The following is a 13,029-nucleotide window of genomic DNA, read 5'->3' as shown; positions in this document are numbered from 1 at the left end:
TCCTTTCCTTTATTCGTCTTCGTCGATTTCGGACCAATCCACTAAGATTTGTTGGTCGTCAAATGGATTAATCGCAACTCCTACGGTTTCGTCAATGTCATTTTCACCATGTCCCGGTTGATAAATATCTGCCAAGCGCCATGTTAAAACACTTCCTTGTGCTTTACGGAATGGCAAACCAAAATCATTGTGGTTATACCATTTGGCAAAACTTTGAAGGTTTGAGAAAGCAGGGACATAGCTTTTACCTTCTGGTGTTAACATTGTTGGAAACATACGATCAAAACTCTTGTCATCACGTGGGTGAACAAAAGCAGGTACTAAATAATATTTATCCAAAACATCTGCGGTGAGATTTTCTTCTCCCATGAGTTTGTTTAAGATAGTTGTGTAAGCATTCAAAAATTGAATCAATTCACTACTTTTGAAAATGGTTGAATTACCAAAATCACCTGTCTTTTTAAGGTTAAAAACAAGTCCTGTCAATCCTTTTTCAATAACTTCTCTCAAAACATCTAGTGTTGAACGTTCTATCCAATTTTGTTGTTTGGCACTAGCTTGTTCTGTTTTGAATGTTTCAAGGTCATCTTTGTCTGAAAAAACAGGGGTCACCTTTTGCCCATCAATTTCAAGAGCATAAGGCTGATCACTGGCTAAGACAGGGGCGTTATGCAAAGCATTAACAAGGGCAATACTATCTAAAAAATTGTCTGGCGCATTAATAAAGGCACGCAAACGAATATCAAGTTCATTTGTATTTGTCATGATAAAACTCCAAAATTATAAAGAATGATCTTTAAGAAAGACAATTAGTCGATTTTGTCATGTTTTTCTTTACGATCAAGTAAGTGTCCGCCAAATGGTGACTGCCCTTTGTGTTCTTTCTCAGCTCTTGATGGACGTGGTAACAAAGCCTTCATTGAAGCATCAATACGACCTTTATCATCAACTTTGATAACTTTAACATCGACTTTTTCACCGACTTCTAAGACATCAGACACATTAGCCGTACGTGACCATGAAATTTCTGAGATATGAACAAGGGCATCTGTCTTATCAAAGAGATTAACAAACGCACCAAATTTTTCAATACGAACAACTTTGGCATGGTAAACTTCACCAACTTTAGCTTCGCGAACTAAACCAGCAATGATTTCTTTTGTGCGGTCAATTGCAGCTTGGTCAGATGAATAAATAGATACATTTCCGTCATCATCAATATCGATTTTAACACCCGTTTCTTCGATGATTTTATCGATTGTTTCACCACCTTTACCGATGACAACTTTGATTTTATCAACATCAATCTTGATTGTATCAATTTTTGGTGCTGTTGGAGCCAATTGAGCACGTGGTGCTGGGATAGTTGCTTCAATCAAATCAAGAATTTCAAAACGAGCTTTCTTAGCTTGAGCAAGAGCTTCTTTCAAGATTTGAGGAGTGATTCCTTCAATCTTAATGTCCATTTGAAGTGCTGTAATTCCTTCACGTGTACCAGCAACTTTAAAGTCCATATCACCAAAGTGATCCTCAAGACCCTGGATGTCTGTCAAGATTGTGTAGTTGCTACCGTCTGAAATCAATCCCATGGCAATACCTGCTACTGGAGCTTTGATTGGTACACCACCAGCCATAAGAGCAAGAGTACCCGCACAGATTGAAGCTTGTGAAGATGAACCATTTGATTCCAAAACTTCGGCTACAAGACGGATTGCATACGGAAATTCTTCTAAGCTAGGAAGAACTTGCGCAAGAGCACGTTCAACAAGGGCACCATGACCGATCTCACGGCGACCTGGAGCGCCATAACGTCCTGTTTCACCAACTGAATATTGTGGGAAATTGTAGTGATGTAAGAAACGTTTCTTGTATTCTGGGTCAAGACCGTCAACAATTTGTGTTTCTCCCATTGGAGCAAGGGTCAAGACTGATAATGCTTGTGTTTGTCCACGTGTGAAAAGACCTGAACCGTGAACTTTTGGTAAATAATCAATTTCAGCATCCAATGGACGAATTTCATCAACACGACGACCGTCAGGACGAATTTTATCTTCAGTAATCAAGCGACGGACTTCTGCGTGTTCCATTTGTTCAAGGATTTCAGCAACGTCACGCATGATAGTTTCGTAATTTTCATCGTCAGCGTAGCGTTCTTCGTAAACAGCAATGACTTGTTCTTTCACAGCTTCTGTCGCTGCTTCACGCGCTTTTTTCTCTTCAACTTGAACTGCTTTTTGAAGGTCAGCGTTATAAGCTGCGATAATTTCAGCTTGCAATTCTGGGTCAACTTGAAGCAATTCAACCTCAGCTTTTTCTTTACCAACAGCTGCTACGATTTCTTCTTGGAAAGCAATCAACTCACGAACAGCTTCGTGTCCTTTAAGAAGCGCTTCAAGCATAATGTCTTCTGACAATTCTTTGGCGCCAGATTCAACCATATTAATGGCATCTTTTGTACCGGCAACAGTCAACTCAAGAAGTGACTCCTCTTTTTGTGCAGCTGACGGATTAATAATAAATTCACCGTCAATGTAAGCTACTTGAACGCCTGCAATAGGTCCGTTAAATGGAATATCTGAGATAGATAAAGCAAGTGAGCTACCAAACATAGCAGCCATTGGCGCACTAGCATCTTCATCGTAAGAGAGAACGGTATTAATCACTTGAACTTCATTACGGAAGCCTTCTGCAAACATTGGACGAATTGGACGGTCAATCAAACGCGCTGTCAAAGTCGCATCAGTTGTTGGGCGTCCTTCACGTTTATTGAAACCACCAGGGAATTTTCCAGCTGCATACATTTTTTCTTCATAATTAACTTGAAGTGGGAAAAAGTCACCTGTTGACATCTTTTTAGACATCACAGCTGCACTAAGAATGGTTGATTCACCATAACGTACCACAGCAGCGCCATTGGCTTGTTTAGCAACTTGACCAATCTCAACAACAAGTGGTCTGCCAGCAAAAGTTGTTTCAAAAGTTTGTTTTGACATATTTATTCCTCTGATATTTTATTTTGATACGTCCGTTTTCTACAAAAACCAGTCTGTAAAAGACTTATAAACTCGTCTTTGCATAAAACCACGTATCCCTATCATTTTATCACATTTTATGGGAAATAGCAGAGCTTGTAGCATAGTTTTTTAAGAATACTAAAAAGCAGTTGTCAGTTGACAACTACTTCTTATCAAAATATTTACTTGCCAAAGAATAAATCAACGACTGCAATAACAATAATAGCTCCTAAAATCGATGGTAAAATTGCCATGCCAGCTAACGATGGTCCCCAAAAGCCAAATAAACTTTGACCAACAAAAGAACCGACTAAACCAGCAAAAATATTGTAAATGCAGCCCATAGATTCTCCTCTATTGGTAATTGCACCAGCCATCACCCCAATAAGCGCTCCGACAATTAATGACCAAATCATAATATTCTCCTTTTAAATCGTTGTCCCACTAGAAATATTTGAAAGAGCTCCACTAATTATCCACAAGACGATTAGATAAAATGCCAAAACCAAAATAGCTACGATAAACAAAGCTATTCGGCTCCGCTTGCTAAATCGATTTGGGCAAGTAAATCCCATTCCAAAAGAACCTAGTATCATCAGTATTAAAAAAACAATTGTTTATTCTGCCATGAAAATAAAGGAACTTAAAAATACAATTCCGAATGCTAGTGACAAAAGCCACATATATTTCCAACGGTGACCAATTGACAAACTCAAACCAAGAAAAATCAACTCTAGCAGTCCCATTAAAACAAAACAAAATGCTAAAATTCCAAATACCATATCCTTATTGTAACATAAAAACCTCCCAAAGGGAGACTTTTAAGATATTGACTGCTAACTAAACAACTAATATTAGAACATATCAATCAAAAGTTGTTTCAATTCTGAAATGTATGGTTGACGTGGGTTTATTGGAGTACATTGGTCATCATATGCCAAGCTTGCCAAACGATTAGCTGCTGCATCAAAGGCTTCTTTTGTGATCCCATTAGCAGAAAGTTTTGGTTCAACGTCAACAGTATGAATCAATTTATCAATGCGGTCGCAAAGTGCTTCGACTAATTCTGCATCATCTTTACCTTTAAGACCAATATAATGCGCAATATCTGCGTAATCTTTTTGAGCACGGTATTCTTCATAACGTGGATAAACTGAGCGTTTAACATTACCAGATGCACCGTTATAGCGGATAACATGTTGCATTGCGATTGAAATAGCTAAACCGTGTGGAAGTCCAAATTCACCACCTGTTTTGTGAGCAAGTGAATGGTTGATACCTAAGAAAGCATTACCAAATGCCATACCAGCAATAACTGCTGCATAATGCATATTTTCTTTAGCTTTTTCACCACGAAGTGTTGGGTTCTTAGGATCGTAGTTATAAGCATCTTCAAGATTTTCAATAATCAACTTGATAGCTTCAAGAGACCATGGACGTGTAAAGTCAGATGCCATAACTGATACGTAAGATTCAAGAGCATGTGACAAAGCATCTAATCCTGACCAAGCTGCTGTACGTTTTGGCACAGTCATAACAAATTCTGGATCAACAATAGCAACTTGTGGTACCAATTCATAATCAGCAAGTGGGTATTTCACGTGTGTATAATCATCAGTAATAACCGCAAATGGTGTCACCTCAGCACCTGTACCAGATGTGGTTGGGATACAGAAGAGACGTATTGTTGTTTGATGTTTGAATTTCACAATACGTTTACGAATATAAATGATTTTTTGTTGCAATTCAAGGAAAAATTCGCTAACAGCATCATAACTATCAAGGAATTCATCACCACGGTCAAGATAAAATTCATAAATTAAACGTGCAATCTTAGATGCATCAATAGCAGAGCCACCACCAATTGCAATGACTGTATCTGGTTTGAAATCACGCATTTGTTTTGCAATTTCGATTGTTTGTCCAAGGGTTGGGTCTGGTTTGATTGTTTCGTAAATTGATGTTGCGACTTTTTCATCACGCAATGCCAATTGAGCAAGGACAGTGTCAACAAATCCAAATTGAACCATACCTGGGTCTGCTATAATCAAAGCACGTTGCATTGGTTCATATTCATCTTGCAAATATGAGATAGCATTCTTTTCGTAGTAAGTTTTTCCTGGCAAGCGAATCCATTGTGGACGGTTACGACGTTTCGCAACAGTCTTGATATTTAAGAGATCGCCAGTTGAAAGATTGTGTGACAATGAATTTTTCCCCCATGATCCTGTTCCAATTGTTAAGCTGGCTTTAAGTGCGTCTGTATAGATATCACCGATACCTCCGACTGAATCTGGTTGGTTAACCAAGACACGTGATGCTTTCACGGCATCGCCATATGTTGCTACAAATGGGTCTGCTTGTGAACCAATTTGGATACCGGCATTGTGCCCTGCACCTTGATAATCAAGAAGTGCTTCAACAATTTCGATACCTTCTTGACGATCTTTAGCTTTGTACACTGAAAGGAGTGGAGACAATTTTTCTGATGTTAGTTTTTCACCGATGTTTTTCTTGTCAAGCTCAAACAAGAGAACATCTTTACCTTCTGGCAATTTCACACCAGCTTGTTCACAAATCCAAGTTGCTGGCATCCCGGCAACAGGACCGTTTACACCATGGTTATCATTGAAAACAAAGTCTTCAATTTTATTGTAGTCCTTCTTAGGTACTAAGTAAGCACCTTTATCTTGCATTTTTTGCAACCATTCTTTGTAAACTGACGCTTCAACGACTGCTGAATTTTCAGTCGCACAAATCATACCATTATCAAAGCGTTTTGATAACAACAAGTCTTCCACAGCGCGGTCAATATGAGCAGTTGCATCAACATAGATAGCACCATTACCTGCACCGACACCCATTGATGGGTTACCTGATTTAAGGGCTGCATTTACCATACCAGGTCACCAGTTGCCAAAATAGAAGCAATTTTCTTGTTTTGGATAAGGGCTGTTGTGTTAGCGATTGAGGGCATTTCAATCCATTGGACAATATTTTCAGGAGCACCAGTTTTCACCGCAGCTTCGTAAAGAATTTTTGCTGCATGAGCAGAACATTTTTGTGCTTGTGGGTGGAATGCAAAAACAATGGCATTACGTGTTTTCAACGCTACCAAAATTTTGAACATTGTTGTTGATGTTGGGTTTGTTGTTGGGACAATACCTGCTAAAACACCAAGAGGTTCTGCAATTTGAATACTTCCAGAAACCTTATCTTCACCAATGATACCAACTGTTTTTTCATTTTTGATACGTTCGTAAACGTATTCTGTTGCGAAGTGGTTTTTAGTATCTTTATCCTCAACGACACCACGACCAGTTTCGGCATGTGCTTCTTTTGCCAATTCTAGCGAAGCTTCAGAACCTGCGAGAGCCATAGCTTCTACAATTTTATCAACTTGTTCTTGTGAATAAGTTGCATAAACGCGCTCAGCTTCAAGAGCTTTATCGACAAGAGCCCCTGTATACTGCTAGGCTGCTTCTTCAGCGCTCAACTCGTTATTCTTTACATCTGCATTTGTTGCTTTAAGCCATTAAGAAAACCTCCTTATAAGTACCCTTAAAATAAGTGCCTCAATTTTTAAGAAGAATAATGAATGAATGACACCAAGATAAAAATAAAACCTGTATAGTCGCCTAAAACCTCAACAGAGGTCAAAAAACTCTCTTCACTACACAAAATCAAAGGTTAAGTTCTTCAACTATCAATAATTGTGATATTCTTCACCAACTATATTAAACTTTTTTCAAAAAAGTTAAGTATTTTTTGTAAGCTTTTTTATTTTTATTATAAAAGCGTTGTAAGGGGATACAAAAGAAACACCAAAAAGCTTGATATATTAATGTTTTTTATCACTTTTGACACGATTCTCTCATTTTATTTAATCATCTCAAGGTTATTATCGTTTGCTTTCATTTTTTGTAAAATTTGTCTTTTTAAAGGAGAAATCATCTTAGAAAATACAAAAAAGCCCCTTGGAAAAATCCAAGAAGCTTTTAGTTGACTTGGGCATCTGATTAACGACGAAGTCCAAGTGATGCGATCAATTCGCGGTAACGGTTAACGTCTGTGCGGCGAAGGTATGCCAACAAGTTACGACGGTGACCAATTTTTTTCATCAATCCACGGTAAGTTGCGTGGTCTTTTTTGTGTTGTTTAATGTGCTCATTAAGGTGGTTGATTTCCCAAGTAAGAACAGCTACTTGAACTTCAACTGAACCTGTGTCACCTTCATGACGTGCGTATTGAGCAATGATTTCATTTTTTTTCTCTTTTGAGATTGCCATAATATTTTTCTCCTTTATATTGCTTCATCCGAGTCGTAGGTTTTTGGCGTCTCCTACAACCAAGAAAAAGTTACTTGTCATATGACAGTCCTTATTTTAGCAGATTACTGCTGCTTTTGTCAAAGGTTTTTAATGTTTTTAGCTAAGGTCATCTAAAAGTTATTTGGAAATCATCCGTTTGAAAAACTTTTTTCAAAAATTTATCAAGAAAGTCAGAAAAAATGACAAGAACATTCTAAACAACGCTCAGCTATTTTTATCTTTTCCAAAATCAACTATACTGAAATCAAACAACAAGAAAGTGAGAACTCTTATGACAAAATCTTTAATTATCATGGATATTGACGGAACATTGACAAACAGCGAGAAAAAAATCACTTCTAAAACAAAAGAAGCTCTTTTAGCCACTCAAGAACAAGGAGCACGTCTCATCTTGGCTTCTTGGTCATCCTGTAAGTGGTATGCAGGATTTTGCTAACGAATTAGCAATGGACAAGCACCACGGGCTTTTAGTAGTTTATAATGGCGCTGTGGTAGTGGATTGTGAATCTGGCGATATTCTTTTCAATCAAGCCATGACAGTTGAAGAAGGACAAGCAGTTCTTGAACACGTGAAACAATTTGATGTCATCCCAATGATTAGCAAAGGGGATTATATGTACGTCAACGACGTCTATAAGAACATGATTCACTGGGAGAAAAAGAATCTGGACATTAATATCATTGAATACGAATCACGTGGCGGTAAATATTTGCTAGCTGAAAAGCGTGATTTGGCTTCCTTTGCTGATTTCCCGCTCCATAAAATCTTATTGGCTGGCAGTAGCGATTATCTTGCTGCACATTACAAAGAAATTGCTGCACCATTTGAAGGCAAACTCAGTTCAATGTTTACGGCAGATTTTTATTATGAATTTACTGCTCAAGGAATCGACAAGGCAAAAGCCTTGAATACTGTTTTAGCACCGCTTGGTTATCAACCAGAGGATATGATTGCTTTTGGTCACGGACAAAACGATGCTAGTATGCTGACTTATTCTGGAACTGCGGTGGCAATGGCAAATGCTGTGCAAGAATTGAAAGACATTGCCGATATTATTACCCTTTCTAGCGACGAGGACGGTATCGCTGAAACGTTACGAGTTTACTTTAACATTTGATTAAACGGGAGATAAAAATGATAAAAATTGAACACATCGGTGTTTGGGTACATGATTTAGAGCAAATGAAAGCTTTTTTTGCTAAATATTTCAACACATCTGCTTCTGAACTTTACCATAATCCACGAACTGGTTTTTCATCTCATTTTTTGAGCTTTTCTGATGGTACTCGTTTGGAATTGTGTCATCGTGGGGATATTTCTGAAGGCGTTGATAAGAGTCTTGGCTTTACTCATTTAGCCATTTCACTTGGTAGTAAAGAAGCCGTTGATCAGTTAACGGCACAGCTTGAAAACGATGGCTATCATGTTTTAGGTCAACCCCGAACAACTGGTTACGGTTACTACGAATCCGTCGTTTGTGACCCCGAAGGAAATCGTTTAGAATTGACCGTTTAATCGGCTTTGCTATGGGGAGATTACCTATCCAGCATTTGCGAATCTCACTTATAGCAAACAAAAAAGAACTTGGGCTAAATCCTAATCAGATAGGTATTAGGAGTAGTTACCAAGTTTTTTTTATTCTTTTTTCGTTTTGGTCATTCGCTCGTAAGCTTCCAATTTGAATGCCAAATTTTGGTCGTAATTTAATTGGAAATACAAAGAGTACAAACTATCTAACAAATAAAGTAAGGTCATTCGTGTTGAAAACGACGACATCTTATTATAATGATTTTCCGATAAAATCTGTTCTGTCGGTGTTAGGTGTTCTAGTAATTGTAACCTTTGTATCATTTTCATAGATTTATTGTATCATTTTTGACTTAAAAAGCGCGTTTTAAACATCAAGACAAGGCTGATTATTAGGCTAATAATAGCATAAATCACAAAGGTAAAACCAGGTTGTGGATTGATTTTTGAAAAAAGACTGAGGACAATGGCTGCGCTAGCTCCGCCAAAATTACAAAATAGGAGAACCAAAGTTGTCGCATGTCCAATCAATTGTGGCGATATTTTATTTGACACATTGCTAAAGACGCTTGTAACCACAATGCTGTACCAGAACCCTGAAAGCATCGCTCCGATAAGCATTAACCAGAGATTGTGTGCCACACCAAGCATAAACAACCCAAGAGCAAATGGAATCAAGGAAACAATTATCAGCTCTTTCTTAAATCGTGCTAATAAGCCTTCAAAGCAAATACCAGAGAGAATTCCCATTAACATCATGCCACTCAAAATCAAACTAGCTTGGCGTGGACTTCCAAGGTGCAGTTGGTCAACGATAACTGGAATTCTAAGGCTATTGGCACTATTAATATTAATCACAAATCCTGCCAATAAAGACAATCCGACAATATACACAATATCTTTTTTTGTAAATTTAGCTGATGTTTTTTGGCTAGCCACTTCCGCTACAACAGCTCGTTTTGGGGCAAACAGCAAATAAAACAGTAAAATAGGTAAAGCAAACAGATAAACGATAAACGACCATGACCAACCAAGCGGCACTAAAAAACCTACCAAAGCTGTTAAAAAAGCATTGCCTAGCACTTCAAACGACCCACGAAAGCCAAGCATTTGTGCGCGCTCATTTCCTTGGTAATTTTCGCTAATGATACTAATCGCACGCGCGTTAATCAGACCAATTCCCATTCCTAGAAGCACACGTGAGACAACAACCAACGCATAGGTTTTACCAACAACGGGCAAACTTCCACCAAATGCAATGCATGAAAGTCCTAAAATGATACTGCTGCGTTCTGACAGGAAACGGTCCAAAAATGGATTTATCACCAACATTCCCATAATTACAAAAGAGGAAATGGAAAACAGCATTTCAACCTGACTTGCAACATAGCCTTGTTGCTGAAACGTTGCAATCATTTGCGGTAAAGCTGTTGATGTCGAAAAAGTCGAAACCAACATGAGAGAGAGCGACAAGAGACTAAGTTTTTCCAAAAATGCTTTCATATTAACTCCTTACTTGTTTTTTTCATCAAATCAAGTATAATCAAAGTTAACGCATAAAAATATGACTTTTGTCACAATTAAAAGGAGATCTACGTGTCATTAGAAGCCTATATTAAAGAATATCAGCTAGAAAAAATCTTCTCTACTCATTATTTTGATAAATTGCAAGTCTTGCAACTATCTGCTGGGGATGCCATTTGTCATCAAGGCGAATCATTAACAGCACTCTCTTACTTTGCCAAGGGAAAACTCAAAATCGTTCGCCGACTTTTTAACGGAAAAGAACACATTCTTGACATTAAAGAAAAGCCAACCTTAATCGGTGATATTGAGTTATTAACAGACCAACCTGTCGTATCATCTGTCATTGCTCTTGAGGATACTCTTATCATTCAATTACCGTTAGCTGGCATTCGTGAACAATTGCTTGCTGACAATGCTCTGCTTTTAAACTTGAGCAAAGGCTTAGCACAATCTCTCTACGAGCAAAACATTCGCGCGTCAACGAATTTAAATTACACATTGAAAGAACGCTTAGCAACGCATATCTTGGCTATCGAGGAAAAAGGTGTTTTCAAATTAGAATTGACAAGCCTTGCTGATTCCTTTAGCGTCAGCTACCGTCATTTACTACGTGTCATTCATGAACTTATTGATACAGGAATCATCGAAAAACGCAGACCCTATTATTACATCAAAGACATGACGCAATTGATTGACCTAAAAATCACTAATTAAGTCTTTAACTTTCTCGTTTCGCATTTTTGTGCTATATTGTTATTATAGAATGAATTGAGGAGAAAATATGTCAGTTATTGAAAAATTAACAAAACCAAGTCATTTAATCAATATGGATGACATCGTTCGTGAAGGCAATCCGACACTTCGTGCGGTTGCCGAAGAAGTAACATTTCCTTTGTCTGATGAAGAAATTATTCTAGGCGAAAAAATGTTACAATTTTTGAAAAACTCACAAGACCCTGTGACAGCTGAAAAAATGGGCTTGCGTGGTGGTGTTGGTCTAGCAGCCCCACAATTAGACATTTCAAAACGCATCATTGCTGTTCTCGTTCCAAATCCTGAGGACAAAGACGGTAATCCACCAAAAGAAGCTTATAGCTTACAAGAAGTCATGTACAATCCAAAAGTTGTAGCACATTCTGTTCAAGATGCTGCACTTGCTGATGGTGAGGGATGCTTGTCTGTTGACCGTGCTGTCGAAGGCTATGTGGTTCGTCACTCGCGTGTAACCGTTGATTACTTTGATAAAAATGGTGAAAAACATCGCATTAAACTCAAAGGTTATAATTCAATCGTCGTTCAACACGAAATTGACCATACAAATGGTATTATGTTCTACGATCGCATTAATGAGAAAAATCCATTTGCCATTAAAGAAGGTATGCTAATTATCGAATAAAACAAAAAGCTCATTATCAACCATTACGGCTGACAATGAGCTTTTTATGTATGATTTGATTTAGTCGATTGCTGATAGAAGGGCTTGAGCTTGTTTGTCAAGATTTGCAAGAACTTCTTCTGTTGGAACGAACACACCATCCACCCAAGCTGAATCATTTACACGTGTCGTTGTGATTTCATCGACAAATTGTGTACGGATGAATGGGAGCAAGGCACGATAGCTTTCTGCTACTTGTTCGTGACCACCATTAGCAAGAATAGAAACCGTAGTTACTTTTTCATTGATTGCTGATGGACCTGTTGGATCTGAAAGGTCAATGGCACGTGACAACCAGTCTAGCAAGTTTTTCACAGGACCTGGGATAGCAAAGTTGTAAACAGGTGAGAAAATCCAGATAGCATCAGCTTCTGAAACAGCTTGACGAGCTGCCTGAACAGTCGCTGGAATATTAGCTTCTAAATCTTGTGAAAAGACTGGTACTTGTGACCAATCAAGATAGCTAACTTCTGCTTTTCCTTCAAGCACTTTTTCAGCATTTTTAGCGAATTGGGCATTGAATGAACCGCTACGTAATGAGCCGACAACAAATAGAATTTTTTTCATGTGAGTCTCCTTAAAAAGGTTATTTATTTAGTAATGATTAGTTTTAAAGAAATCAAAGTATTATTTATCACTAAATAGTGCTTTTTATATGCTGTCATTGTACACTTTATTTTTGATTTTGTAAATTATTTTGCTCACAAGGTTTGAATTTTTTCAAAAGTCGAATGAGTTCTGCTTGTTCGTCCTCTGTTAGCACTGAAAAAGTTTCCTCAACTTTAGCGATATGGAGTGGCAGAGCGTGTTCAATGACCTGGCGTCCCTGCTCTGTTAACCCAACCAGATAAGCTCGTTTATCGTGAGGGAAAGTGGTACGTGTCACCCAACCTTTTTTCTCCATATTTCTGATGACAACCGTCATATTGCCAGAAGTTGCCAACATACTGTCTAGTAGCTCTGCGATTTTCATCGGTCCTTTGGCATAAAGAACGTCTAAAACACCAAATTGAGTCGGTGTCAAATGATCAACTTCAAACGACTCTGATACTCTAGCATCAATCGTGCGAAAAGCTTTTCGCATCACAACCATTGATTTTACAGCATTATTTTTAAAATTTGCCATTTCGTCTCCTTAAAAATTTCCCTTTAAAAATAAATGTCATAAGAAAACGAACAAACCACGCCAGTTTT

General features: G+C 38.0%; 11 protein-coding genes and 2 pseudogenes. 4 read left to right on the top strand and 9 right to left on the bottom strand.

What is annotated here, in order from left to right; genetic code table 11:
- Positions 1-9 precede the first annotated feature (9 nt).
- The 5 genes and pseudogenes from SMA_RS01420 to rpsO all read right to left on the bottom strand — a co-directional run bounded on the left by SMA_RS01420 (position 10) and on the right by rpsO (position 7,303).
- Positions 10-765 (bottom strand): SseB family protein, encoded by a 756-nt coding sequence (locus SMA_RS01420; protein ID WP_014293890.1) that lies wholly within the window; start codon positions 763-765, stop codon positions 10-12.
- Between the two features lie 44 nt (positions 766-809).
- Entirely contained in the window at positions 810-2,993 is a 2,184-nt protein-coding gene (gene pnp / locus SMA_RS01415) for a polyribonucleotide nucleotidyltransferase (protein WP_014293889.1), read from the bottom strand.
- A 203-nt stretch (positions 2,994-3,196) separates the two neighbouring features.
- Positions 3,197-3,430: a GlsB/YeaQ/YmgE family stress response membrane protein gene (locus tag SMA_RS01410; protein ID WP_014293888.1), complete on the bottom strand. Its 234-nt coding sequence runs from the start codon at positions 3,428-3,430 to the stop codon at positions 3,197-3,199.
- Between the two features lie 438 nt (positions 3,431-3,868).
- A pseudogene (gene adhE / locus SMA_RS01400) lies at positions 3,869-6,510 on the bottom strand (bifunctional acetaldehyde-CoA/alcohol dehydrogenase).
- A 523-nt stretch (positions 6,511-7,033) separates the two neighbouring features.
- Entirely contained in the window at positions 7,034-7,303 is a 270-nt protein-coding gene (rpsO, locus tag SMA_RS01395) for a 30S ribosomal protein S15 (protein WP_003063161.1), read from the bottom strand.
- Between the two features lie 313 nt (positions 7,304-7,616).
- Here rpsO and SMA_RS01390 point away from each other — a divergent pair.
- Positions 7,617-8,463, top strand: a pseudogene (locus SMA_RS01390) (Cof-type HAD-IIB family hydrolase).
- A 17-nt stretch (positions 8,464-8,480) separates the two neighbouring features.
- On the top strand, positions 8,481-8,861 hold the full coding sequence (locus tag SMA_RS01385) for a VOC family protein (RefSeq protein ID WP_014293885.1): 381 nt from the start codon (positions 8,481-8,483) through the stop codon (positions 8,859-8,861).
- Positions 8,862-8,981: 120 nt separating this feature from the next.
- Here SMA_RS01385 and SMA_RS10745 read toward each other — a convergent pair whose 3' ends face one another.
- Positions 8,982-9,203, bottom strand: coding sequence for a hypothetical protein (locus tag SMA_RS10745; protein WP_223246224.1), 222 nt, complete (start codon positions 9,201-9,203; stop codon positions 8,982-8,984).
- A gap of 12 nt (positions 9,204-9,215) precedes the next feature.
- The gene (locus tag SMA_RS01380; RefSeq protein ID WP_014293884.1) at positions 9,216-10,376 is read right to left on the bottom strand and encodes an MFS transporter; all 1,161 of its coding nucleotides are present in this window, start codon (positions 10,374-10,376) and stop codon (positions 9,216-9,218) included.
- 93 nt (positions 10,377-10,469) lie between these two features.
- Between SMA_RS01380 and SMA_RS01375 the strand changes: the two genes are divergently transcribed.
- On the top strand, positions 10,470-11,114 hold the full coding sequence (locus SMA_RS01375) for a cyclic nucleotide-binding domain-containing protein (protein ID WP_014293883.1): 645 nt from the start codon (positions 10,470-10,472) through the stop codon (positions 11,112-11,114).
- 67 nt (positions 11,115-11,181) lie between these two features.
- The gene (def, locus tag SMA_RS01370) at positions 11,182-11,796 is read left to right on the top strand and encodes a peptide deformylase (protein ID WP_014293882.1); all 615 of its coding nucleotides are present in this window, start codon (positions 11,182-11,184) and stop codon (positions 11,794-11,796) included.
- 60 nt (positions 11,797-11,856) lie between these two features.
- Here def and SMA_RS01365 read toward each other — a convergent pair whose 3' ends face one another.
- Positions 11,857-12,402 (bottom strand): NADPH-dependent FMN reductase, encoded by a 546-nt coding sequence (locus SMA_RS01365; protein WP_014293881.1) that lies wholly within the window; start codon positions 12,400-12,402, stop codon positions 11,857-11,859.
- A gap of 106 nt (positions 12,403-12,508) precedes the next feature.
- Positions 12,509-12,961: a MarR family winged helix-turn-helix transcriptional regulator gene (locus SMA_RS01360; RefSeq protein WP_014293880.1), complete on the bottom strand. Its 453-nt coding sequence runs from the start codon at positions 12,959-12,961 to the stop codon at positions 12,509-12,511.
- Between the last annotated feature and the right edge of the window lie 68 nt (positions 12,962-13,029).

The sequence above is a fragment of the Streptococcus macedonicus ACA-DC 198 genome (assembly GCA_000283635.1).
In the GTDB taxonomy this organism is placed as follows: Bacteria; Bacillota; Bacilli; order Lactobacillales; family Streptococcaceae; genus Streptococcus; species Streptococcus macedonicus.
The sequence above is the reverse complement of the archived record's forward strand: the minus strand, read 5'-3'. Positions and strand labels throughout refer to the sequence as shown.